The organism is Bifidobacterium samirii, from assembly GCF_003952945.1.
GTDB lineage: Bacteria > Actinomycetota > Actinomycetes > Actinomycetales > Bifidobacteriaceae > Bifidobacterium > Bifidobacterium samirii.
On record NZ_QXGK01000008.1, the window covers coordinates 65179 to 84986 of the forward strand.

The 19808-nt window shown below is 67.4% G+C and carries 36 protein-coding genes; 28 read left to right on the top strand and 8 right to left on the bottom strand.

Annotated elements, in window-relative coordinates:
* Positions 1-50 precede the first annotated feature (50 nt).
* From D2E24_RS05280 to D2E24_RS05295, 4 genes are all read right to left on the bottom strand, one after another.
* Complete coding sequence (locus tag D2E24_RS05280) at positions 51-428, bottom strand: type II toxin-antitoxin system HicB family antitoxin (protein WP_125968327.1); 378 nt, start codon at positions 426-428, stop codon at positions 51-53.
* A gap of 2 nt (positions 429-430) precedes the next feature.
* Positions 431-622: a hypothetical protein gene (locus tag D2E24_RS05285; RefSeq protein ID WP_125968277.1), complete on the bottom strand. Its 192-nt coding sequence runs from the start codon at positions 620-622 to the stop codon at positions 431-433.
* 99 nt (positions 623-721) lie between these two features.
* Positions 722-1102, bottom strand: coding sequence for an ImmA/IrrE family metallo-endopeptidase (locus D2E24_RS05290; RefSeq protein WP_241222872.1), 381 nt, complete (start codon positions 1100-1102; stop codon positions 722-724).
* Complete coding sequence (locus D2E24_RS05295; RefSeq protein WP_125968278.1) at positions 1099-1464, bottom strand: hypothetical protein; 366 nt, start codon at positions 1462-1464, stop codon at positions 1099-1101. The genes D2E24_RS05290 and D2E24_RS05295 overlap by 4 nt, the downstream gene beginning before the upstream one ends.
* Positions 1465-1547: 83 nt before the next feature.
* On the opposite strand from D2E24_RS05295, the gene D2E24_RS05300 reads away from it, so the two are divergent.
* Positions 1548-1859 carry a helix-turn-helix domain-containing protein gene (locus D2E24_RS05300; protein ID WP_125968279.1) on the top strand — a complete coding sequence of 104 codons (312 nt, stop codon included), beginning with the start codon at positions 1548-1550 and terminating at the stop codon, positions 1857-1859.
* Positions 1856-2023, top strand: coding sequence for a hypothetical protein (locus tag D2E24_RS10280; RefSeq protein WP_164521024.1), 168 nt, complete (start codon positions 1856-1858; stop codon positions 2021-2023). Before D2E24_RS05300 ends, D2E24_RS10280 begins: the two co-directional genes overlap by 4 nt.
* Positions 2024-2059: 36 nt before the next feature.
* On the opposite strand, the gene D2E24_RS05305 is transcribed toward D2E24_RS10280, so the two are convergent.
* Complete coding sequence (locus D2E24_RS05305; RefSeq protein ID WP_125968280.1) at positions 2060-2728, bottom strand: hypothetical protein; 669 nt, start codon at positions 2726-2728, stop codon at positions 2060-2062.
* Between the two features lie 33 nt (positions 2729-2761).
* On the opposite strand from D2E24_RS05305, the gene D2E24_RS10285 reads away from it, so the two are divergent.
* The 17 genes from D2E24_RS10285 (at position 2762) to D2E24_RS05385 (ending at position 11125) form a co-directional block, all read left to right on the top strand.
* Positions 2762-2923: a hypothetical protein gene (locus D2E24_RS10285; protein WP_164521025.1), complete on the top strand. Its 162-nt coding sequence runs from the start codon at positions 2762-2764 to the stop codon at positions 2921-2923.
* A gap of 32 nt (positions 2924-2955) precedes the next feature.
* On the top strand, positions 2956-3135 hold the full coding sequence (locus D2E24_RS05310) for a hypothetical protein (protein WP_125968281.1): 180 nt from the start codon (positions 2956-2958) through the stop codon (positions 3133-3135).
* Positions 3126-3368 (top strand): DNA-binding protein, encoded by a 243-nt coding sequence (locus tag D2E24_RS05315; protein ID WP_125968282.1) that lies wholly within the window; start codon positions 3126-3128, stop codon positions 3366-3368. The genes D2E24_RS05310 and D2E24_RS05315 overlap by 10 nt, the downstream gene beginning before the upstream one ends.
* 52 nt (positions 3369-3420) lie before the next feature.
* The gene (locus D2E24_RS05320; RefSeq protein ID WP_125968283.1) at positions 3421-3624 is read left to right on the top strand and encodes a hypothetical protein; all 204 of its coding nucleotides are present in this window, start codon (positions 3421-3423) and stop codon (positions 3622-3624) included.
* Positions 3625-3915: 291 nt separating this feature from the next.
* Entirely contained in the window at positions 3916-4284 is a 369-nt protein-coding gene (locus D2E24_RS05325; protein WP_125968284.1) for a hypothetical protein, read from the top strand.
* On the top strand, positions 4281-4745 hold the full coding sequence (locus tag D2E24_RS05330) for a single-stranded DNA-binding protein (protein WP_125968285.1): 465 nt from the start codon (positions 4281-4283) through the stop codon (positions 4743-4745). Before D2E24_RS05325 ends, D2E24_RS05330 begins: the two co-directional genes overlap by 4 nt.
* 15 nt (positions 4746-4760) lie before the next feature.
* The gene (locus D2E24_RS05335; RefSeq protein ID WP_125968286.1) at positions 4761-5390 is read left to right on the top strand and encodes a hypothetical protein; all 630 of its coding nucleotides are present in this window, start codon (positions 4761-4763) and stop codon (positions 5388-5390) included.
* Positions 5391-5586: 196 nt separating this feature from the next.
* Positions 5587-5775, top strand: coding sequence for a hypothetical protein (locus D2E24_RS05340; RefSeq protein WP_125968287.1), 189 nt, complete (start codon positions 5587-5589; stop codon positions 5773-5775).
* The gene (locus D2E24_RS05345; RefSeq protein ID WP_125968288.1) at positions 5772-6299 is read left to right on the top strand and encodes a DUF7694 domain-containing protein; all 528 of its coding nucleotides are present in this window, start codon (positions 5772-5774) and stop codon (positions 6297-6299) included. The genes D2E24_RS05340 and D2E24_RS05345 overlap by 4 nt, the downstream gene beginning before the upstream one ends.
* Positions 6296-7300 (top strand): helix-turn-helix domain-containing protein, encoded by a 1005-nt coding sequence (locus D2E24_RS05350; protein ID WP_125968289.1) that lies wholly within the window; start codon positions 6296-6298, stop codon positions 7298-7300. The genes D2E24_RS05345 and D2E24_RS05350 overlap by 4 nt, the downstream gene beginning before the upstream one ends.
* A gap of 129 nt (positions 7301-7429) precedes the next feature.
* The gene (locus D2E24_RS05355) at positions 7430-8134 is read left to right on the top strand and encodes a 3'-5' exonuclease family protein (RefSeq protein ID WP_125968290.1); all 705 of its coding nucleotides are present in this window, start codon (positions 7430-7432) and stop codon (positions 8132-8134) included.
* Positions 8131-8565 (top strand): HNH endonuclease, encoded by a 435-nt coding sequence (locus D2E24_RS05360; RefSeq protein ID WP_241222873.1) that lies wholly within the window; start codon positions 8131-8133, stop codon positions 8563-8565. Before D2E24_RS05355 ends, D2E24_RS05360 begins: the two co-directional genes overlap by 4 nt.
* An 18-nt stretch (positions 8566-8583) precedes the next feature.
* Positions 8584-8868: a hypothetical protein gene (locus tag D2E24_RS05365; protein WP_125968291.1), complete on the top strand. Its 285-nt coding sequence runs from the start codon at positions 8584-8586 to the stop codon at positions 8866-8868.
* Complete coding sequence (locus D2E24_RS05370; RefSeq protein WP_125968292.1) at positions 8861-9130, top strand: hypothetical protein; 270 nt, start codon at positions 8861-8863, stop codon at positions 9128-9130. The genes D2E24_RS05365 and D2E24_RS05370 overlap by 8 nt, the downstream gene beginning before the upstream one ends.
* Position 9131: 1 nt before the next feature.
* Positions 9132-9527, top strand: a complete 396-nt coding sequence (locus D2E24_RS05375) for a hypothetical protein (RefSeq protein WP_125968293.1) — start codon at positions 9132-9134, stop codon at positions 9525-9527.
* Positions 9528-9878: 351 nt separating this feature from the next.
* Positions 9879-10268 (top strand): hypothetical protein, encoded by a 390-nt coding sequence (locus D2E24_RS05380; RefSeq protein ID WP_125968294.1) that lies wholly within the window; start codon positions 9879-9881, stop codon positions 10266-10268.
* A 134-nt stretch (positions 10269-10402) separates the two neighbouring features.
* On the top strand, positions 10403-11125 hold the full coding sequence (locus D2E24_RS05385) for a hypothetical protein (RefSeq protein ID WP_125968295.1): 723 nt from the start codon (positions 10403-10405) through the stop codon (positions 11123-11125).
* Positions 11126-11257: 132 nt separating this feature from the next.
* Here D2E24_RS05385 and D2E24_RS05390 read toward each other — a convergent pair whose 3' ends face one another.
* The 3 genes from D2E24_RS05390 to D2E24_RS10295 form a co-directional block, all read right to left on the bottom strand.
* A complete protein-coding gene (locus D2E24_RS05390) occupies positions 11258-11467 on the bottom strand; it encodes a hypothetical protein (protein ID WP_125968296.1) in 210 nt (69 codons plus the stop codon).
* Entirely contained in the window at positions 11457-11615 is a 159-nt protein-coding gene (locus D2E24_RS10290) for a hypothetical protein (protein WP_164521026.1), read from the bottom strand. Before D2E24_RS10290 ends, D2E24_RS05390 begins: the two co-directional genes overlap by 11 nt.
* Before the next feature lie 66 nt (positions 11616-11681).
* Positions 11682-11825 carry a hypothetical protein gene (locus tag D2E24_RS10295; RefSeq protein ID WP_164521027.1) on the bottom strand — a complete coding sequence of 48 codons (144 nt, stop codon included), beginning with the start codon at positions 11823-11825 and terminating at the stop codon, positions 11682-11684.
* 654 nt (positions 11826-12479) lie between these two features.
* Here D2E24_RS10295 and D2E24_RS05400 point away from each other — a divergent pair.
* The 9 genes from D2E24_RS05400 (at position 12480) to D2E24_RS05440 (ending at position 19803) form a co-directional block, all read left to right on the top strand.
* The gene (locus D2E24_RS05400) at positions 12480-13019 is read left to right on the top strand and encodes a hypothetical protein (protein ID WP_125968297.1); all 540 of its coding nucleotides are present in this window, start codon (positions 12480-12482) and stop codon (positions 13017-13019) included.
* Positions 13020-13037: 18 nt separating this feature from the next.
* A complete protein-coding gene (locus tag D2E24_RS05405) occupies positions 13038-14657 on the top strand; it encodes a hypothetical protein (RefSeq protein WP_125968298.1) in 1620 nt (539 codons plus the stop codon).
* An 8-nt stretch (positions 14658-14665) separates the two neighbouring features.
* Positions 14666-16090, top strand: coding sequence for a phage portal protein (locus D2E24_RS05410; RefSeq protein ID WP_164521028.1), 1425 nt, complete (start codon positions 14666-14668; stop codon positions 16088-16090).
* Complete coding sequence (locus D2E24_RS05415; RefSeq protein ID WP_241222874.1) at positions 16017-17024, top strand: hypothetical protein; 1008 nt, start codon at positions 16017-16019, stop codon at positions 17022-17024. The genes D2E24_RS05410 and D2E24_RS05415 overlap by 74 nt, the downstream gene beginning before the upstream one ends.
* A gap of 68 nt (positions 17025-17092) precedes the next feature.
* The gene (locus tag D2E24_RS05420) at positions 17093-17671 is read left to right on the top strand and encodes a DUF4355 domain-containing protein (protein ID WP_125968300.1); all 579 of its coding nucleotides are present in this window, start codon (positions 17093-17095) and stop codon (positions 17669-17671) included.
* A gap of 18 nt (positions 17672-17689) precedes the next feature.
* A complete protein-coding gene (locus D2E24_RS05425) occupies positions 17690-18670 on the top strand; it encodes a major capsid protein (protein ID WP_125968301.1) in 981 nt (326 codons plus the stop codon).
* The gene (locus D2E24_RS05430) at positions 18670-18909 is read left to right on the top strand and encodes a hypothetical protein (protein WP_125968302.1); all 240 of its coding nucleotides are present in this window, start codon (positions 18670-18672) and stop codon (positions 18907-18909) included. The genes D2E24_RS05425 and D2E24_RS05430 overlap by 1 nt, the downstream gene beginning before the upstream one ends.
* A 17-nt stretch (positions 18910-18926) precedes the next feature.
* Positions 18927-19349, top strand: a complete 423-nt coding sequence (locus D2E24_RS05435) for a hypothetical protein (RefSeq protein ID WP_125968303.1) — start codon at positions 18927-18929, stop codon at positions 19347-19349.
* A gap of 7 nt (positions 19350-19356) precedes the next feature.
* A complete protein-coding gene (locus D2E24_RS05440; protein WP_125968304.1) occupies positions 19357-19803 on the top strand; it encodes a DUF6093 family protein in 447 nt (148 codons plus the stop codon).
* The last annotated feature ends 5 nt before the right edge of the window (positions 19804-19808 follow it).

The following is a 19808-nucleotide window of genomic DNA, read 5'->3' on the forward strand; positions in this document are numbered from 1 at the left end:
CCCCGGCGCTCGCTGACGAACGTCCGGGGCGGTTCTGTTCGGGTGGATGGCTATGCGTCCTGCAGGGCGCTGACGCGTTGGGGGCTGACGCCGGTGACGGCGGCGACGTCGCGCACGGTGAGGCCTTCGCCGCGCAGTGCGGCCACGGTGGTGCGGGCGAGACGGGACGCCTCGTCCTGGGCCTTGCGGGCCGCTTCGCGTTTGACGAGCAGGTCGTCGACCATGCGGCGGGTGGCTTCGTCGAGCTGCGGGTCGATGGTAATGGCGTCGATCTGCACGTCGAGCATGTCGGCGGCGTCGCGTACCTGTTCCTCGACCTGGTCGAGGCGGCGGGCCTGGGTGAACAGGCCGGGGATTTCGGGCACTTCGACGGCCCACCAGCCGCCGTCGCGGGTGCAGACGGCGGTGGCGTTGGCGATCGTGGTCATGGTCACATGTTCCTTTCGATGTAGCGCAGGATTCCCTTGGCGGTGAGCTCGTTGACCTCGCCGTGGCGCGGGATGGTGGTCTTGGCGTTGCCGACGGTGACCTTGCTGTGGTTGCCGCCTTCCTCCCAGATGTCCGTGAGGCCGTTGTCCCTGGCGATCTGGTGTATGCGTTTTTCGAGGTCTTTTCTCTTCATGGTTATAGTCTATACCCATTTACTAAGTCAAGTCAAGTAGTGTTGACTAAAATGATGGGCCAATGCGGTTTCTTCATGACGTATCCGTCTTTCTTCTTCTCATGCCGCACGGTCGTGCAGCAAATCCCTGTATGCGTTGATGACCCATGTCAACAGGTCGCTTTCCCTGGCGATCCATGCGGGGTCGTCGTTGATCTGCTCCAGTGTGGCGTATTCGATGGGGCTGACCAGTATCTTCGCCGCGTCCATGTCGGCTCGGCGTTCGACCCATGCGTCGGTGTGGCAGCCGAGGTCGTGGTGGCGGGCGTGGCTGATTTCGTGGGCGAGGACGCATCGGCGTTGGACGGGGGAGAGTCTGGATGAGAGGTAGATGATGCCGTTGGTGTCGTCCCAGCAGCCGAGCATGCCTTGGGGGAGTGGTTGTTCTCGGATATCTTGGGCCCAGTCGAGGGCGAGGAGCTCCAGGGCGTCGTCGCTCACGGGAGTTCCTCGTAGGCTTCCTGCTCGGCGTCGATGTCTCCGTGTTTCGCGGCCATGGCCAGCCAATCCGGCTCCGACGACACCATATCCTCGACCTGGACCCCAGCCTGCTCGACAGTCCTCATGACACGCTCCAACACCCGAGACGGGCGCTCGCCGAAGAGCAGGCACAACGAGGTGAATTCCTGAAGGGTGGGTGTTCCATTCTTCTGTTTCAGAAGATCTGAGATGCGGTTGAACTTTATACCTGTTTCATCCGCCATTTTTCGGAGCGCCGGCGTACCGGATATCTCCCTGAGCTGAGAGATGTAATTCATCGCGGCGACGTCGAGGTCGCTCCATGTTCTTCCTTCGCGTGGCATAGGTCAAGGATATTTGTATGAATGTTGCGACACGCCGACGATTCGCATTGACGGAATGTATGAATGCTCATACTATGAGGACCATGATTGAAAGTTCATACAAACAGTTCGGTGCTGATATCGCCGCTTCTAGCATTCGGCAGCTCCGTCGAGCGGCTGGTGCCGACGAAGTCTCTAAGACCGAGCTCGCTGGTCGTGTTGGGATGAGTCGTCAGACCATGTCCGCACACCTCAACCACGGCGACATGAGGCTCAGTGAATTCATCGCCGCGTCCCTCGCCCTCAACCGACGTCCCAGTGATTTGATGGCCGCCGCCGAGGATGCCATCGGCATCTCGCCCACCCCGGCGCTCGCCGATGCGATGCGCCAGACAGAACAGGAGAACCAACCATGAACCTGCAGAAGACCATCGTCGTCCTGACGACCATCGGGACCATCCTCCTATGCGCCGGCGTCGCAATCGCCGCCGCGGTGACCGACGCGGCCGAATACCACAAGGCGGACAGGCTCGCCAACATGCTCAGGAGACTGCATGATCAAGATGGAGGCGTGCGATGAGCGTGTTCTTCTTCGACCGCGACGGGCGGGTCGAAATCATTCCCAGTCTTCCCGATCCTCCGGTCCGCCGGACTGCGCGTCAGGGGCCGTCCACGGGTCCAGATCGTCAAGGTCGAATCCGAGGACTCCTGAAACGAATCGCTCGTACGAGTACCCGTACTCCAGCGCCGTCCGTTCGAGATGGAGGCGAGCCAGCATTCGTTCTTGGTGCAGGAGCGGACGCCTTCCTGGCAGTCGATACGGAAGAGCGACGCGTGTTGATCTGCGACCCCGTTTCAGGCGGGTGGGTGACTCTTTCCAGTCCAGCCGGACTGCGGGCCTGTCGACGTCTGCCGTGGAGGTCGGGAGAATGATCGCCTCGAAGCTCTCGCCCGACTCCAGCCTTCCGACGCTGTCGACGATCCGGACGTCGCCGCCGCTCCCGTCGAACAGGCATACATCGCACGAACCGTCGACCCCCTCGACCGTCACCGCGTACGCGGTCCCGTCGCCCTCGTTGCGCCAGCGGACGACCAGCATCGGCCGCCGCAGCCCGCAGGAGACGATCAGCGACGCCATCGCGTCACGGTCCACCGGCATCGCGTCGCGCTCGAACCTCAGATCGGGAGCCGCGCGCGTATGCCACGGCCACCACACCGTCACACCGGCCATCAACGTCGACACGACCGCCGCACCGGCGGACACCCAGGCAGACACATCGATCATGACCCGAACCCTACCACCGAAAGGAGCATCACGATGACCCCGCGCCATGAAAAGTACGTGCTGCGCCAACGCCTGACCGACGAACAGCGCACGGCCCTCCAAGCCGCCACCGGCGTGGACGTCTCACACGACGCAACAGGAAGCGCCGGGACGATACCCGGATTGATCCGACGCCTGCTCCATCCGTCGCGGTGAGCACCAATGACCAACCTACCAAGGAGCCGGCAATGACGATGCCTTCCCGCCCCGCATGGTGCCCTCCCGCCACATGGGAGCAATACCGCCGGGCCGCCACCAGCCACCGATACCAGGGCGCATCCGGACGGGCCCGGCTCGCCGCCGAATACGGGCTCCCCGTCATCCCGCCCACCATCCTCAGCATCCAAGGAGACCCATCATGCCACTGACAGCCGAAGGCGTGCGCATCCCCGCCAACCAGGTACCCCTATGGGAACGCAAGACACTGACCCTGGTCGAGGCCGCCAAGGTATGGAACGTCGACTACGACGGCCTATGCCTGGCCGCCCGCCGCCACGACCTCGTGACCTTCCGGCCCCCGAACCGAGACGGCAACCCCGGCTGGCGCCACGTCACCCAGGAGGAGATGCGCCGCTGGATCCGCTCCCTACCCTCCGACTGAACGGCGCCGTATGGAAGACGTCTACTGTCCTCAGCATCCAAGGAGACCCGTCATGAAGACCATCATCCGCCGATACCCGGCCCTGACCGGGCTCGCCTGCGGCGTCCTGCTCGCAATCTCGTTCCTGCTCGCGGTCGCGTGGCTCCTGACCCACGAGGCGTGCGCCCACCCGATCGGCTCGGGCCTGTGCGCCTGGTGGGCGTTCATGGAATGCCCGCTCTGCCTGCTCGCCCTGTGCGAGACGCTCGCACGCTGACACGCACACCCTAGGGCCGTTGCCAGGCAGGCCCCGGCGGATCGCACGCTCGGGCGTGCGGCGAGCCCGGGCCCCGGTTCGATTCCGGGGCGGTCCACGAGGGGAGCGCGTCAACGCCACCGCCCGGCTGTGTCCCGCCGTGAGGTGGCTGGACCGGGCTGACGCAGGACCCGTTCATGCGACCGCGCGGACCGATGCGACGCGAGCCGGCATTTTCCTGGCCGACGATGACCGTCCCAGCGCGCTCCCCACCATCCCCCGCAAACCCAACCAACTGAAAGGAAACCCAACATGGACAAGACGGCCATGAGGCGGCGTCTCGCCGAGAAGCTCTGCGAGGACCTGCCGCGCCTGCAGCTGAACGATCTGAACGACACCGGTCTCATCATGCGCACGCTCGACACCGCGCTCGAGGAGACCGCGCTGGAACTCACCGACCTGATCGACGACGAGGACGAGGAGGACGAGGAGCCGCCGACCCCGGAGGACGTCCTGCTCAGGACCACGGTCGTCACCGCGGTCTGCTACAGGCAGGCCACCGCGGTCGCATTGGACGCGATGAACGCCGGCATGCGCACGGTCGCGAGGAACATGCACGACCTGGCGTCCACGGCCCTGCGGATCCGCGAGACCGCCACCGGGATCAAGGACCTGCAGTGAGCGGCGAGACCACTGTGACGATCGTCGGCAACCTGACCGCCGACCCCGAACTGCGCACCACCGGTAGCGGGGCCAGCGTCGCGAGCTTCACGATCGCGTCGACCCCGCGCAACTACAACCGCCAATCCGGCCAGTACGAGGACGGACAACCGTTGTTCATGCGCTGCTCGGCATGGCGCGACATGGCCGACCACTGCGCCCAGACGCTCGCCAAGGGCATGCGCGTGATCGCCCAGGGCCGACTCCAGCAGCGCACGTACCAGGCGCAGGACGGCACGCCCCGCACCGTCATGGAGATGCAGGTCGACGAGATCGGCCCATCCCTGCGCTACGCGACCGCCCGCGTCGACCGTGTGGCGTCCGGACGTCCCGCCGGGCCGCCGGCGACCTTCGGCGCGCCGTCCGACCCGTTCAACCAACCAGCCCCCGGCCCCGATCCGTGGGACAACCCCGGAATCTGACGAAAGGAATCGATCATGCCTCGTAGGAGCAATGAGGAACTCTCCGACCTGTGCCAGGCCGCGTGGCGCGACCTGACCGCGTCCGAACGCGCCTCCGCCAAGAAGTTCGCGGCGAAGAACGCGGACGATGCGGCCCTGACCATGGACGCCGAGCATCTCGTCAACGAACAGCCCCAACTGTCGCTGGATCAGGCGTACCGGTGCGCGTCCCGTCTGGATCTGCACGCGGCCATGCCGGGCGATACCCCCGAACCCACCCCCGAACCGGCCGAGGGGGCGGCGGATGAGTCCGTTCGTCAGCCTGTCGACGAGCCGGTCCCGCAGCCGGAGCCCGTCGTCGAACCAGCGCCGGCCGTGGCCCCGGACGTCGTGCCGGGCCTGTCGGGGTGGATGGCGGCGCCGCCGCAGGGCGACCCGCGTCTGGGCGAGCACGACCGTATGGCGATGATGCTGCGCTCCCATCCCGGCCTGTGGCACACCGTGGGCGGCGCGCACCTGACCCTCAAGCGCGCGCACGACCTGGCGTCCCACATCCGCACGGGCCGCATCAAGGCGTACAGGCCGGCGGGATCCTATGCGGCGCGGGCGGTGACGACCGGCGGCGTCCACGTGGTCGTCGCGAGCTATGCGGGGGAGGAGTCGTGACGGTGACGGCCCGCATGGGCGGGGTCCTCGTGGGCATCCTGCATGGCGACAGGAGCCGGTCGGACGCGGACGTGTACCTGGAGTGTCAGGCGCATGGTCTGATCCAGCCGGACATGGACGGCGTGTGGGGTCTGACCGAGGAGGGGACGCGGATCGCGCGTCTTCTGTCCAGGCCGTCGCATGGGCGTCACCGCCGATGATCGTCCGCCTGACGCTGCATCTGCTGGCGCCGGCGGGTCCGGTCGTCCATGAGCGTCTGATCGTGGACGGCCGGCCGGCGTCGCTGTCTCCCGCGGTCTCGCCCATGGCGTTGGCCGCGGTCCTTGAGCAATTGGACGACTCCGTGGTCGTCCGTCATATCGATATCGAAAGGGAAGCATCATGAGTCGATTCGTGGAGAACATGGCCCGTCATGTGCATAGCCGTCGCATGGTCGAGCAGGACATGGGCTGGCTGGAGGAGTTCCGCGACGACCCGGACTGGCCGCAGGGCGCCGTGGAGCCGGTGCGCGTGTGGCGCAGCCGTGATTTCCAGGCGATGCTGTTCATCGACCGGGACAACGGCATGCGTCGTCTGGCGGTCACCCGTGTGGAGTTCGACAAGTACACCGGCGAGTACCGGGACGGGATCACGTGGGACGACCTGCAGAAGGTCAAGAACGAGACCGTGGGCGAGGATTGTTGGGCGGTGGAGTGCTATCCGCCCGAACGGTTCTTGCAGAACGTCGCGAACATGCGTCACTTGTGGATTCTGGACGGGGAGCCGCGCTTCGGCTGGAAGCAGCCCGTGTGCATGTTCGATGAATCCGATCCGGATTACGAGGATGATTACGACGATGCGCCTCCTCATGGGGACGTGCCGGTCCTGGGTGGCTCGGTCGGGCAGGTCTTCATCGGCGGTGAATCATGAGCGCACTGCTGGCCGGTACCGCGATGCGGACCAAGGTCGGGGACCGTAGCGCCAAGCAGGTGCTGGAGCATTTGTGCAATTACGCGGACGAGAACGACAGGGCGTGGCCCAGCGTGTCCACGCTCGCCGACGAATGCGAATGCTCTCCCAGCACTGTCCAGCGTGCGCTGCGCTACCTCGAAGACGCCGGACTCCTCGAACGCGACACGGAATACGGCACCCGCTACGGTGCCGACCGAAGCCCCTACGTGTACCACATCACCATCGCCGACGCCGAGAAGATCATCTACACCCATCAGAGGGCGAAGACCAAGAAGGCGAACCGAGCCCGCGCTCGCAAAAAGCGGGGTAGCACCAGTGACACCCCGCGGGGTATCGCCACTGCAACCCCGCGGGGTAGCACCCACGACCATGACGGGGTAGCACACATGACACCCCGCGGGGTAGCACCCACGCACGAACGGGGTAGCACCAGTGACACCCAAACATACATAGAACATTCATTAAGAACATCCAGAGAGAGTACGCGCGCGAAAACCACGACCATTGACGCCCAAACCAACCCTCGCCGACAGGCGCTCGCCGACCTCACCCCCGACCCGACCCACCGGGCGCTCGCCGACCGGCTCGGCCTCGACCTCGACAGCGAGCTGGAGAAGTTCCGGGACCGGTGCCTGGCCGACGGTCGCCTGCCGGCAGACCCGGCCGCCGCATTGCGGCTCTGGCTGCGCCGCGGCCGCGAGCTCGGCCTCGGCACCACGCCGGGGGAGGAGCCGGGCGACGAGCTGACCCGCCGGGCGAGACGGCTGGTCGAGACCAGCACGATCCTCAAACGCCGCCAGCCAGACAGGGCCTCACGGATGCGCTGGGTGCCCGCGGTCCGCCGCCTGCTGGCCGAGGGACGCGAGGCCGTGGACGTGGTCGGCCTGATCTCCTCCGGTGACCCGGACGAGCTCGCCGCGATCGGCCTGGACCTCGACGACATCGACCGAATCGCCTGACCGGCCCACAGAACGCCGAACAAACCCCAACCACTACCCGTATGGGCAAAGCCCATGAAACCCGCGCACAGGCCCGGCTGGACCCCAAAACGGGGCATGTGCGCCCGAACCCACCGAAAGGAAACCACCATGGACAACCAGACCATCGACATCCCGACCCTCGGGAGTGCGACCGACCGGCCCCGTGAGGCGATGCCCCCGTCAACCCCCGTTCCGGCCGACGGACTGCCGCTCGACCCGCCGACCCCGCCCGAGCCTCGGCATCTGCTGCTGTGGGTCGACGTCGAGACCGACGACATCGACCCGGACGAATGCGCGATCCTCGAACTCGGCCTGCGCGTGACCGACCTGACCGGCTTCGACATGCTGGATTCGCTGCGCGAGACGCTCCACCAGGATCGGCTCGACCTGAACCCCGGCACCCTGACCGCGGTTCGCATGCACGTCGCCAACGGGCTGCTCGGCGAATCGCTCAACGGCGGCGTGGAGGCACGGTACGTAGGCGCGATGGCGGCGAAGATCATCGACTGCGCGCTCGCCCTGGGCGTGCTCCACCCGGCCGGCACGAACCCCCAGTTCGACCTGACCTGTCTGCGCAGGATCCTGCGGGCCGGGATCGGCGAGGACATGACCTCCAAGCTCATGGCGCGCCTGTCGTACCGGCGCGTGGACATGACCTGCATGCGCCTCGCCAGCCAGGCCGCGGGCGGCGACCCGTGGGCGGGAAGCGCGGGCGCGCACCGGGTCGAGGACTGCCTCGACCGCGACATCCGCCAATGGCAGCGCCTGTGGCCGCTCCTCGAAGGCTTCGACTGGACCGGGGAGGCGGAATGAGCACGAATCCGGATCTGGGCACGCGCGAGACCGTGGCCCGACGCGACGCCTACCGCTGCGTGCGATGCGGCCAGCCCGCCGACGCCGCGTGGGACGGGCACAGCATCCACCACCGGCGCCTGCGCTCCCACCCATGGCCCGGCCTGCACGAGCCCGCGAACCTCATCACCCTGTGCGGGTCCGGAACCACCGGCTGCCACGGCCACGTGCACGCCCACCCCGCCGAGGCCCGGGAGCACGGGTGGATCGTCAGCGCCCACCAGGACCACCCCGAGACCGTGCCGGTCCTGACCGCCAGCCACGGGTGGGTGCTGCTCGACCAAGACGGCGGCTGGATCCCGTGCGACCGGGACGGCCGGCCCACCGGCCTGACCATCGACCAACTCACCCGACTCAAGGCCATGAACTGGCAGGACAGCGACGCCGAATAACCCATGAAAGGAACCATCATGAAGAACCATCGCCATCACACCAACCGCCGTTCGTGGGCGCGCATCAGCCCCTGCACCAACTGCGGCGCCCGGATCCGCCTCGCCCGCACCATCCGAGCCCGGGTCTTCCTGCCCGGCGGGGGACCGCTCCTGTGCCGCATGACCGGCGCCGAATTCCGCTGCACCCGATGCCGCTTCCACTTCGGGGGATTGTCAATCGACACTCCTGCCGATCAGGCCATCATCGGGGCCATCCGCGACTACAACCGCTACGCCAACAACCTCAGGAGGCGTCATGCGTGACTGGACCATCGAGTCGACCATCGGTCTCGTCACGGCGATCGGAGCGGTCGTGGCGGCCGCTCTGCTGGGCGCGCTGATGGGGGTCCTGTTCCCGGTGTCGCCGGCGACTCCCTCCCAGACCACGAGCGTCGAGACCATTAGCACGAACGGGGTGAGCGTGCCGTGTCTGACCGTGCGTGACCGGTCGGGCCGTATCGACGCGATCGACTGCCGGTGGGACAACGCCACCCACACCGGCCCCACCACGGGAAAGGAACACTGAAATGAACACTGAAATCACTGAAACTAACGCTGAAACCGTCACCGTCACCCGCGAGCGCCTGCGTGTGGTGTTCGAGGAGTTGGGTGTGGTTGCGCCGTGTCCTGGGGGTGGGCCGGGTGTTCGGTTCGCTGGTGGTGAGCTGGCTGACTTGGTGATGGCCGGTCTGGTGGGTGGTGGGTTGCCGTATGAGCCTGGCTTGTGGGTGGATCGTGATGGCGAGTTGTGGGTGAGCAATGGTCGTGTCGCTGTTCTGTTGGGGAGTGAGGCGGCTGGGTGGGGTGCGGTGCTTCGCCCGTATCCGATCGATCCGGATGGGCTGGTGGGGGAGTGTGCTCCGTTCACCCGTTTGCGGTCGATGCCCGTGATCGACGGGGAGACCGGTGATGCGGCCGAATGACGTGCATGGGAGTCGGGTGGCGTCGTATGGGCGGCGTCGCCCGGATCCGGTCGTGGGGACGGATGACGGGTTGACCGCGGTGGCGATGTCGATGGTGGATGTGATCGCCGCCTACCGTGCCGGCAGACGGGCCACGGACCCGATCCCGGCGGAGAGGGCGCCGGTCACGGTCGAGACCGGCCCCGAATGCTCCCGCTGCCACGATCCCCTCCGCCGCCGTCCCGAGGACGGGTTGTGCCCGACGTGCCGTCGGCTCGCCCGTCATCCCTCGATCCATTGCCCGGTGTGCGAGCGCGAGACCCGCAAACCGGGCCCATGCCACAAATGCCTCACCTACATCAGGAGACACCAATGACCAATCAGACCAACCAATCCACCAGCCGCGAGCGCCGTTTGCAGTCGATCGCGTGGAGTCGGGGCGTGCGGGAGGGCGTCAGGTGGGCGCAGGGCAGGGCCGACCGTCCGCTGTCCGACCCGTATGAGGACGATCGCGCCGCATGCCCGGTGCAGGATGACGGGATTGTGCCGGAGACCGTGAGCGTCGTCTACGACGCCCCGGACGGCGAGAGGATCGTCCTCGCGCACGCGACCGTGGACCAGTGGGGCCGCTGGCATCCCGCCATCGTCGTGGGCGAGTTCGACATGGGATATCACGGCAGGCTCCTGAGACTCGCATTACGCCGGACGTGCGACGCGATCGTCACCTACATGAGGGACGTCCGATCGACGACTAGCCGATAGGCGAACGGCCGGCGAGCGCCATCATCATCCGGCGGCGCTCGCGGTAAAGCGAAGCCCTCCTCACCCGATATTGGGTTTGGAGGGCCTGGCATGTTCCGAGACAGGATCCTACACCAGAGGAGGGCTTCGTACAAATGTTCGACACCAGCAGTGAGGAAACGTACCGACGTGACCTGGCATCCCTGCGCGCCGGATACGACGCGCTCGACCAGATCGCCCGCAAGCAGGCCCATGTCACCGCCACCACCACGGGACCCGCGGGACGCACCACCGCCCCGGTCCCGCTCAATCTCGGCGCATGGCAGCTCCAGCAGGACATCGTCGCACTCATCGACAACACCGCCAGAGCCGCCCGCATCCCACGCCGCGGACTCACGGTCGAACAACAGATCGGATTCATCCTGCACCGCCTGCCGGCGCTCGCCGAACGGGAAGACATGCCCCTCATCGCGGACCTGACCCATCAGGCCGCCACCCGCCTCGACCAGCTGCTCGACCCGCCGCCCGAAACCAAGATGATCGGCCACTGCCCGACCTGCGGCATCGAGCTGCGCTGCGACCAGCAGGAAATCGACGGAGGCTACACCGAATGCGACCACTGCCACACCACCCACCGCATCAAGGACATCCACCAGGCGACCATCACCAGACTCGCCATCAGCGGCGCCCAAGGCACACCCGCCAGCATCGAACGCCTCCTACGACCATGGGGCATCGCCATCAACCGACGCACCATCTCCAAATGGGGCACCCGCGGCCACATCCACCCCACCAACCACACCCCCAACGGCGACCCCATCTACCTCATCTGGGACGTCTGGCAATGCCTCAACCGCAACACCACCACCCGAACTTGACAAACCACCACTGTCTACGCTAAACCTACTACCATCGTCACAACCATGCGAACATGGCGGTGACACCAACACTTCAACCAACACCCACAACAAACGGCGCTCGCAGTCATCATCCTGCGAGCGCCGTTCTGGTTATCGGCCGGTCTTGTCTTTGCGTGGGCGGCCGCCGCCGACGCCGCGGCCGGGTCGGCTGGCGTTCCACTGGTCGATGGTCTCGGGCTTCCAGCCGCGGGTGCGGCCTATGGTCGCGTCCGGTGCGGGGAGGTTGAGGCTGAGGAGGGCGCCTTGGGTGATGCCGAGGCGTTCGGCGACCTGCTTGACGCCGAGGTATTCAGTCGTCATCGCGGTCCTTCCCGGCCAGATATCCGAGGGTTCCGGCGCATAGGGCGAACACGCCGGCGGGTGCGTCCTGCGATGTGACGGCGATGAGGAACCCGATGGCTCCGAATGCGAGGGAGAGCAGTCCGATTTTGTGTTGCATGGCGGTCATGGCTAGTCTTGGAGCCGGGCCGCCGGTCCTGGATGGTTAGGGAATCCGGGACCGGCGGCCTTTGCTCTATCGCCGCGTCTTGTGGCGGGGCTCGTCGCGCTTGCGGTCCGCGATGATCGCGACGACGATCGTGGCGATGGGCGCAAGCGTCGCTCCGAGGCCCTTGAGGAACTCGCCGGCGGCGTTGAGCAGCTCCGTGACCTGTGCCATGTCTCACCTCCTTCCTGTGTTCCTTGGCTTACATAACTATCATATCTCAACAATGAAAGATATGCAAGTTCGAATATGGCGACACGCCGATGATTCCAACGATTCTCGGAGGCTCTATGGCTAAGAGGCGATGCTCCCGGACCGGTTGCCCGCTGCTCGTGCCGGTCGGCGTGCGCTACTGCGCGGCGCACGCATCGGCGGCGGAGAGGGAGCGGGGTACCCCGGGGGAGAGGGGGTACGGTGCGGCGCACCGGCGCGAACGGAAGCGCTGGGCCGTGCTCGTCGCATCGGGCGCCGCCCCGACATGCCGGTGGTGCGGGCTTCCCGTGCTGCCGTCTCAACGCTGGGACCTCGGACACAGCGACGACCGACGCTCATGGACCGGACCGGAACACAGCTCGTGCAACCGACGCGCCGGACAGGCTTCGAGCGTTCGCATGCGCGAACGCTGGCGATGAGAACGACGAATGAAACCCTTGCGCGGCCTCGCGGCGGACGACGGACGCCGGACGCCGCCGAAACGGCGTGGGCGCACGGCTCGCGGGCCGTCAGGAGAGGGGTGGGGAGGTACCCCGACGGGGCCTGCCCGGAACCGCCGCTGAGGCGACTCGCAGGTTTTCGCGTTTCAAACATTCACGGGAGGGAGGCGATCCGATGCCCAGCGGAGGAGCCCGCGCGAACGCCGGACGCATGCCCGACCCCTCGTCCGAGGCGTTCCAGAGCCGCGCCCAGGGCCTGTTCGCCCTCCCCGCCGCCGGATACAAGCGACCCCACCCCAAGCTCCCGCTGCCCGACTACGAGGTGTGGCGCACCTACAAGGACGACGACGGGATCCACCGCGAACTCGACGCCGAGGCCTCGGAACGCTGGAACCGGCGCGAACGCGAGGTGTGGAACGACCTGTGGCGATACCCCCAGGGATACGCGTGGAGCCGCCCCCAGTACCTCTACCTGCAGCACACCGTCGCCCTCTACGTACGCCAGTACGTGCTGTGCGAGACGAGCGACGCCAGGGCCGCCGACCGCACCACCCTGTGCCGCTACGCCGACGCCATCGGCCTGACCCCGCAGGGCCTGCGCCTCAACGGATGGCGCATCATCGCCGACGAACCGCCCAAACGGCGCAGGACGAGCGCGAAGATCGTCGAGTTCCCCGACCCACGCGACGAATGGGCCTCGCTGCAGCACGACTGACCCGGAAAGGAGCCGCACATGCCCGAACCGACCCGGCCGCCGGCGTCGCTCGGCTTCCTGTTCGCCGCATGGACCCGCGCCCACTGCGTCATCCCCTCCGGATACGACCTCAACAAGCCCTTCGCCCTGGTCGGATGGCAGCTCAGAAACGCCGTCGAATTCTACCGGGTCAAGGACGACGCGACGTTCAACCCGTCACGTCCCGCCCAGGCCGCCGCGTTCGTCTGGCGCCGCGGCCAGATCGTCGGTGGCCAGAAACTCGGCAAATCCCCGTTCGGCGCCGCCGTGGCCTGCTTCGAGGCCGTCGGACCATGCGTGTTCCGCGGCCGCGCCGGCACGGACGACGAATTCCGCTGCGAGGACTGGGGATGCGGATGCGGCTTCACATACCGCTACCGGCCCGGCGAACCCATGGGCATGCCCCGGCGCACCGCGCTCGTCCAGCTCCTCGCCAACAGCGAGGAACAGACCGCCAACGTGTACCGTCCGCTGCAGACCATGGTGCGCAACGGCCGCCTCGACGACCTCATGAAGGTGCGCGAGGGGTTCATCCGCCTGCCCAACGGCGGCAGGATCGACCCCGTCACCGCGTCCGCCCGATCCAAGCTCGGCAACCCCGTCAACTTCGCCCTGTGCGACGAAAGCGGCGTGTACACGCGCCGCAGCGGCATGTTCGAGGTCGCCGACACCGTCCTGCGCGGCGTCACCGGCATGGACGGGCGCATGCTCGAACTGACCAACCCCTGGGACCCCATGGACGCGAGCTTCGGCCAGGCCACCTGGGAGTCGCCCGCCGACGACATCATGCGGTTCTTCCCCCGCCACGACCCCAACCTCGACTTCACCGACCCCGACGACCGGCGCCGGATCCTCGAATTCGTCTACAAGGGCTCCCCATGGGTCAACCTCGACAGCATCGAGGCGACCTGCCGCGAGCTCCTGCCCCGCGACCCCACCCAGGCGCGCCGCTTCTTCGGCTGCGAACTCGTCCAGGGCCTCGGCTCCTACATGCCCGAAGCGCTCTGGGACGACGGCGAGACCGAACGCGACCAGCCCGAGGACGGCACCGAGATCTGCCTGGGATTCGACGGCTCCCAATCCGGCGACTGGAGCGCCATCCGCGCCGAGACCATGGACGGATGGCGGTTCACCCCCACATACGGCGTCGACCGGCGGCCAACCGTCTGGAACCCCGTCGCATGGGAGGGCCGCATCCCCCGAAGCGAGGTCGACGCCGCCGTGAGCGACCTGTTCGCCCACTACCGGGTGCAGCGCTTCTACTGCGACCCCCACCTGTGGGAGTCGCTCATCGACGACTGGTCGCTGCGCTTCGGCGAGGACGTGGTCGTGCAATGGCCCACCAACCGCACCGGCCGCATGTACGACGCGCTCGTGCGCTTCCTGACCGACACCACCGACGGCACCACCACCCACAGCCCCGACCCGACGGCCAAGCTGCACATGATGGCCGCCCGCAAGATCGCCAAACCCGGCGACAAGTACGTGCTCGGCAAGCCGAGCGACAACCAGAAGATAGACATCGCCATGGCCGACATCCTCGCCCACGAGGCCGCCAGCGACATGCGCGCCCTGGGATGGCAGGACGCCGGCGACGCCGTCTACGTCCACGGATGGTAAGGAGGACCATGACCGGACCGCTCACCGCCAGCAGGCTGTCCGACGACGACGCCGGACTCGTCCGATCGCTCGCCTACAGGCTCGCCAGACTGCGCGGCACCCACCGCGAATGGGACGACTACTACCGGGGCGCCCAACGCCTCCAATCCATCGGCATCGCAGTGCCCCCGCAGCTGAGACCCTTCATCTTCCCCCTCAACTGGCCGCGCGTGACCGTCGACACCATCGTCCAACGCCAGCGCGTGCGCTCGTTCAGCATGCCCGACGACGAGACCGCCTCGCGCATGCTGCGCGAGATCTGGGAGGCCAACAACATGGAATCCCAGCAGGTCCTCAACCACACGGAGACCCGCGTCCAGGGCCACGGATTCGTCGCCGTGGGAGCCAACCCCCGCGACCCCGACCACCCCCTGATCACCGTCGAATCCGCGCGCAACATGATCGCCCGCGTCGACCCGCGAGACGGGCGCGTCGAATGCGCGCTGCGCGTCTACGCCGACCAGTTCGCCCCCGGCCTCGCCCCCGAATACGCGACCCTGTACACGCCCGACTACACGCTCTGGCTCGCCAAGGAGCACGGACGGTGGACGCTCACCGACCGCGACGACCACCACCTGGGCCGCACCCCCGTGGTCCAGTTCCTCAACCGGCCGCGCGTGGGCGACTGGCTCGGCGAAAGCGAGATGGCCGACGTGATCCGCCCCACCGACATGGCCGCACGCGCCGTCCTCGACATGCAGATCGCCATGGAGACCCACGCCGTGCCCGGCAAATGGGCCATCGGCGTGAGCGACAACCAGATGATCGACCCCGACACCGGCCGGCCCGCCACCAAGATCCAGCAGTACTTCAACAGCTTCACCACCACGAAGAACAAGGACGCCCGCTTCGGCCAGTTCGCCGCCAGCGACCTGACCAACTTCAAGACCGTCATCGACATGCTCTCCGAACAGGTCAGCGCCGTCACCGGCCTGCCCATGCGCTACTTCGGCCAGAACACGTCCAACCCGGCCGCCGAGGGCGCCATCCGCGCCGACGAGATGCGCCTGGTCAAGAACTGCGAGATGAAGAACGCGGTCGACGGCGACAGCTGGAGCCGAGTCATGGCCATCGCCTACCGGATCCGCACCGGCCGCGACCTCAACGAGAACCTCGTGCGCTGCGACTGGGACGACCCCAACACTCCCACCTACGCGCAGAAATCCGACGCCATCCAGAAGCTCATCGCCGCCGGCGTGCTCTCCCGCGAGGGCGCATGGGACGAACTCGGCTGGAGCGAGGCCCGCAAGGACAAGGAACGCGAATACTTCCGACGCCAAATCGCGGAGACCTACGCCCCGTACCTGAAGGAGGACGCCTATGGGCCCGACGGCGAGCCAGACCTTGCCACCGGAGGCGCGCAGGCAGGCCAGACGGCTCCGCAGGCGCAGTAACCGGCTGGGAATCGAGATCCTGCGCCTGTGGCGCCGCGACGCATCCGACGATCTCGCCGACTCGTTCGCCGCCATGATGCCAGACCTGTTCCAGGCGCTCGACCAAGCCCAATACGACACCGCGGCCGACGCGCTCGCCTCGACCCCGACCATCATGCGCCTCCTCGACGGCACCGTCCCCGACCCCGACTACACGACCGACCCATGGCAGTGGGTCGGCGTCAACGGCAACGGCCGGAACACGCTCGACACCATGTGGAGCGCCGTCACCATCGGCAGACGCGACATCGCCGCTGGCACGCCCACGGACACCGTCCTCGACCGCATCGGCATCACCCTCGTCATGCGCTCGCGCACCATGCTCGCCGACACGCACCGCTCCGCGTCCGCGGTCGCCGCCAGGGCGCGCCGGCCGTACGCGCGCTACGTGCGCTGCCTGACCCCGCCCTCGTGCGCCAGATGCGTGATCCTCGCAGGCAAGCCGTCCGGCGCGGAAGCGTTCCAACGGCACCCGAACTGCGACTGCACCGCCGTATACACCGAGCATCCGGAATCCGGGATGCTCACCGACCCGACCGGCTACCTCAACGGACTGGACGACGAGCAGCTCGCCCGCCTGCTCGGCAGGGCCGACGCGCGCGCCTACCGGGACGGCGCCGACATCTACCAGCTCGTCAACGCGCGCCGCAACGGCATCCGCCGCGCCCAGATCGGCGACGCGCGCATCAAGTACACGCTCGAAGGCACCACCCGGCGCGGCGCCGCCTCGCACCGGATGATCTCATCCGGCTACGCGAAGGACTTCGTCAAACGCGGCGGCCGCTGCACGCGCGCGGACCGGCCGCGCCTCATGCCCGAGACGATCTACGAACGCTGCGCCAACAACCCGCAGAAGGCCAAGGCGATGCTGTACGCCTACGGCTGGATCCGCTAGACCCCCACCCGCGCCGCGACGGCGACGGGCGCTTGCCGAGCGACTCGGCACCCATGAAAGGACACACCATGTTCAAGTTCGACCCCGACCGCAAGCCCTGGTACATGCGCATGCACGCCATCCGCCCCATCGAGGACCCCGCCGCCGCAGGCGGCTCCGACCCGGGCGATCCGAACGGCGGCGACCCGGATCCGGCCGCCCCGGCCGGCCACGACCCGGACGACCCGCTGGGCGAGGGCGGCATGAAGGCCCTCAAGGCCGAACGCGAGACCAACCGGCAGCTCAAGGCCCAGATCGCCCAGCTCGCCGAACAGGTCAAGGCGTTCGAGGACAAGGACAAGACCGAGGCCCAGAAGCAGGCCGAGGCGCTGCAGGCCGCGACGGCCACTGCCGCCGAGGCGACCCTGAAGGCCACCCGATACGAGGTCGCGGCCGCCAAGGGCATCCCGCTCGACGCCGCCGCCCGCCTGCGCGGCGCCACCCGCGAGGAGATGGAGGCCGACGCCGACGACCTGCTCAGGCTCCTCGACCCCGACCGGGGCGAGGGACGCAACCCGGACCCGCCCAAGCCGGACCCGTCGCAGGGCAAGGGCGGCGACCCGCGCCCGTCCAGCCTGGCCGACGCGATCAGCAGACACTACAAGTAAGCAAGAAAGGACCATGACATGGCCATCACCCTCGCCGAGGCGAAGAACAACGCGCTGGAGGACTACGATCCGTTCGTCATCGACGAATTCCGCAAGTCCAGCGCCATCCTCGACACCCTCATCTTCGACGACGCCGTCAACCCCGCCGGCGGCGGCGCCACCCTCACCTACGGATACCGGCGCCTGACCACCCAGGCCACGGCCGAATTCCGCGAACTCAACAAGGAATACACGCCGCAGTCCGTCACCACCAGCAAGCACAGCGTCGACCTCGCCGTGCTCGGCGGCAGCTTCGAGATCGACCGCGTCCTGGCCGACGTCGGCCCGCGCACCAGCGACGCGATCACCCTCAACATCGCCCAGAAGACCAAGGCCGCGACCTGCCAGTTCCAGGACGCCGTCATCAACGGCGACACCGCCGAGAACAAGGCCGCGTTCGACGGCCTCGACAAGGCGCTGACCGGATCCGCCACCGAGATGAAGCCCGCCACCGGCAAGACCTTCGACTGGACCGACCTCGCCCAGGACAAGGGCTTCGCCGCGCTCGACACCCTCGACGAGTTCCTGGGCCTGCTCGACGGCACACCCACCGTCATCGTCGCCAACAAGAAGGCCCTCGCCCGCATCCGCTCCCTCGTCCGCCGCACCAGCATGTACGTGCGCGAACCCATCGCGGACCTCGTCGGCCAGAACGGACGCCCCATCGACCGCGAGACCTACGGCGGCATCACCTTCGCCGATGCAGGAGAGAAGGCCGGCAGCAACGACCCGATCATCCCCGTCGGCTCTGACGGCACCACCGACATCTACGCCTACCGCGTCGGCCTCGACGGCTTCCACGGCGTCACCACCACCGGCAGCCAGCTCGTACGCACCTGGCTGCCCGACTTCACCCAGGCCGGCGCCGTCAAGAAGGGCGAGGTCGAACTCGGCCCCGTCGCCGTGGCCCTCAAGGCCACCAAGGCTGCCGCCGTCCTCCGAGGCGTGAAGGTCCAGTGATGACCTACCGCATCGACGCACCCAACCGGCAGTACACCGGCCAGGTCGCCGGCATCGCCTTCCGCAACGGCACCGCCGACGGCCTGACCGACGTCCCCGACTACTTCCGCCGCCACACCGGCTACACCATCACCGACACCACCCCGGAACCGGACGAAAACCCGGAACCGGAGACGGAACCGGCCGAGAAACCGGCCGCACGGAAACCACGGAAGACCACGACCACCGACCACGACTGACAGGAAGGAGGACGCGCATGGCCTACGCGACCACACTCGACGTCGCCGACGAACTCGGCCACGACATCCAGGACAACACCCCGGAATCCCGGCAGATCACCAAATGGATCGAACGCGCCGAACGCACCATCCGCCTGCGCGTCCCCATCCTCGACCAATGGTGCACCGACCCCGACTACCTCGCCACCGTCATCGACATCGAATCCGCGGCAGTCGCCCGAAAAGCCCTCAACCCCGAAGGCATCCGCACCATCATGACCCAGATCGACGACGCCAACCTCCAGAAAACCATCGACACCACCCGCTCCACCGGCGAAATCACCATCCTCGACACCGAATGGGAACTCCTCATGCGCACACCCGCCAGCGAATTCGGCACACTCACCGCCCAGACCGACCCACAACCCATCCCATACCCCCACTACCCACCCGCCTACTGACCCCACCATGACCACCATGACACCCCTCACCGCCACACTCCCCGAACTCCAGGCGCTCGCCGAATCGCTGATGCGCGACGAGTTCCTCATCACCCGCCCCACGGGCCTGTCCGACACCGACCCGGACACCGGCGTCTCCACGCCGCGGCATGAGACCGTCTACCGGGGGAGGGGCAAGCTGCAGACCAGCGGCGGCATCGCCGGCGACCAGACCGGCACGTCCGACAGGTCCGGCGGCATCGGCGGACAGGTCAGCGAATGGACCCTCTACCTGCACGTGCCGATAAGCGCCACAGGGCTGCGCGAACACGACCTCGCCGAATGCATCCGGTCCCGTGACCCCGACCTCGTCGGACGCCGGTTCCGCCTGGTGAACATGCAGTCGGAGAAGACGTACGCGACCGCACGACGCTGGAACGTGCGCGAGATACCCAACCCATGGAAGGACACATGATGGGC

What these genes read in the sequence shown, in the direction of transcription:
- D2E24_RS05305 (WP_125968280.1), bottom strand. Translation starts at nt 2,728, where the DNA reads ATGATCGATGTGTCTGCCTGGGTGTCCGCCGGTGCGGCGGTCGTGTCG.
- D2E24_RS10285 (WP_164521025.1), top strand. Translation starts at nt 2,762, where the DNA reads ATGACCCCGCGCCATGAAAAGTACGTGCTGCGCCAACGCCTGACCGAC.
- D2E24_RS05425 (WP_125968301.1), top strand. Translation starts at nt 17,690, where the DNA reads ATGGCCATCACCCTCGCCGAGGCGAAGAACAACGCGCTGGAGGACTAC.
- D2E24_RS05380 (WP_125968294.1), top strand. Translation starts at nt 9,879, where the DNA reads ATGACCAATCAGACCAACCAATCCACCAGCCGCGAGCGCCGTTTGCAG.
- D2E24_RS05400 (WP_125968297.1), top strand. Translation starts at nt 12,480, where the DNA reads ATGCCCAGCGGAGGAGCCCGCGCGAACGCCGGACGCATGCCCGACCCC.
- D2E24_RS10290 (WP_164521026.1), bottom strand. Translation starts at nt 11,615, where the DNA reads ATGACCGCCATGCAACACAAAATCGGACTGCTCTCCCTCGCATTCGGA.
- D2E24_RS05365 (WP_125968291.1), top strand. Translation starts at nt 8,584, where the DNA reads ATGAAGAACCATCGCCATCACACCAACCGCCGTTCGTGGGCGCGCATC.
- D2E24_RS05375 (WP_125968293.1), top strand. Translation starts at nt 9,132, where the DNA reads ATGAACACTGAAATCACTGAAACTAACGCTGAAACCGTCACCGTCACC.
- D2E24_RS05285 (WP_125968277.1), bottom strand. Translation starts at nt 622, where the DNA reads ATGAAGAGAAAAGACCTCGAAAAACGCATACACCAGATCGCCAGGGAC.
- D2E24_RS05370 (WP_125968292.1), top strand. Translation starts at nt 8,861, where the DNA reads ATGCGTGACTGGACCATCGAGTCGACCATCGGTCTCGTCACGGCGATC.
- D2E24_RS05280 (WP_125968327.1), bottom strand. Translation starts at nt 428, where the DNA reads ATGACCACGATCGCCAACGCCACCGCCGTCTGCACCCGCGACGGCGGC.
- D2E24_RS05345 (WP_125968288.1), top strand. Translation starts at nt 5,772, where the DNA reads ATGAGTCGATTCGTGGAGAACATGGCCCGTCATGTGCATAGCCGTCGC.
- D2E24_RS05320 (WP_125968283.1), top strand. Translation starts at nt 3,421, where the DNA reads ATGAAGACCATCATCCGCCGATACCCGGCCCTGACCGGGCTCGCCTGC.
- D2E24_RS05415 (WP_241222874.1), top strand. Translation starts at nt 16,017, where the DNA reads ATGGGCCCGACGGCGAGCCAGACCTTGCCACCGGAGGCGCGCAGGCAG.
- D2E24_RS05310 (WP_125968281.1), top strand. Translation starts at nt 2,956, where the DNA reads ATGACGATGCCTTCCCGCCCCGCATGGTGCCCTCCCGCCACATGGGAG.
- D2E24_RS05295 (WP_125968278.1), bottom strand. Translation starts at nt 1,464, where the DNA reads ATGCCACGCGAAGGAAGAACATGGAGCGACCTCGACGTCGCCGCGATG.
- D2E24_RS05390 (WP_125968296.1), bottom strand. Translation starts at nt 11,467, where the DNA reads ATGACGACTGAATACCTCGGCGTCAAGCAGGTCGCCGAACGCCTCGGC.
- D2E24_RS05435 (WP_125968303.1), top strand. Translation starts at nt 18,927, where the DNA reads ATGGCCTACGCGACCACACTCGACGTCGCCGACGAACTCGGCCACGAC.
- D2E24_RS05360 (WP_241222873.1), top strand. Translation starts at nt 8,131, where the DNA reads ATGAGCACGAATCCGGATCTGGGCACGCGCGAGACCGTGGCCCGACGC.
- D2E24_RS05420 (WP_125968300.1), top strand. Translation starts at nt 17,093, where the DNA reads ATGTTCAAGTTCGACCCCGACCGCAAGCCCTGGTACATGCGCATGCAC.
- D2E24_RS05355 (WP_125968290.1), top strand. Translation starts at nt 7,430, where the DNA reads ATGGACAACCAGACCATCGACATCCCGACCCTCGGGAGTGCGACCGAC.
- D2E24_RS05300 (WP_125968279.1), top strand. Translation starts at nt 1,548, where the DNA reads ATGATTGAAAGTTCATACAAACAGTTCGGTGCTGATATCGCCGCTTCT.
- D2E24_RS05315 (WP_125968282.1), top strand. Translation starts at nt 3,126, where the DNA reads ATGCCACTGACAGCCGAAGGCGTGCGCATCCCCGCCAACCAGGTACCC.
- D2E24_RS05430 (WP_125968302.1), top strand. Translation starts at nt 18,670, where the DNA reads ATGACCTACCGCATCGACGCACCCAACCGGCAGTACACCGGCCAGGTC.
- D2E24_RS05385 (WP_125968295.1), top strand. Translation starts at nt 10,403, where the DNA reads ATGTTCGACACCAGCAGTGAGGAAACGTACCGACGTGACCTGGCATCC.
- D2E24_RS05335 (WP_125968286.1), top strand. Translation starts at nt 4,761, where the DNA reads ATGCCTCGTAGGAGCAATGAGGAACTCTCCGACCTGTGCCAGGCCGCG.
- D2E24_RS05340 (WP_125968287.1), top strand. Translation starts at nt 5,587, where the DNA reads ATGATCGTCCGCCTGACGCTGCATCTGCTGGCGCCGGCGGGTCCGGTC.
- D2E24_RS05325 (WP_125968284.1), top strand. Translation starts at nt 3,916, where the DNA reads ATGGACAAGACGGCCATGAGGCGGCGTCTCGCCGAGAAGCTCTGCGAG.
- D2E24_RS05350 (WP_125968289.1), top strand. Translation starts at nt 6,296, where the DNA reads ATGAGCGCACTGCTGGCCGGTACCGCGATGCGGACCAAGGTCGGGGAC.
- D2E24_RS10295 (WP_164521027.1), bottom strand. Translation starts at nt 11,825, where the DNA reads ATGGCACAGGTCACGGAGCTGCTCAACGCCGCCGGCGAGTTCCTCAAG.
- D2E24_RS05405 (WP_125968298.1), top strand. Translation starts at nt 13,038, where the DNA reads ATGCCCGAACCGACCCGGCCGCCGGCGTCGCTCGGCTTCCTGTTCGCC.
- D2E24_RS10280 (WP_164521024.1), top strand. Translation starts at nt 1,856, where the DNA reads ATGAACCTGCAGAAGACCATCGTCGTCCTGACGACCATCGGGACCATC.
- D2E24_RS05410 (WP_164521028.1), top strand. Translation starts at nt 14,666, where the DNA reads ATGACCGGACCGCTCACCGCCAGCAGGCTGTCCGACGACGACGCCGGA.
- D2E24_RS05440 (WP_125968304.1), top strand. Translation starts at nt 19,357, where the DNA reads ATGACCACCATGACACCCCTCACCGCCACACTCCCCGAACTCCAGGCG.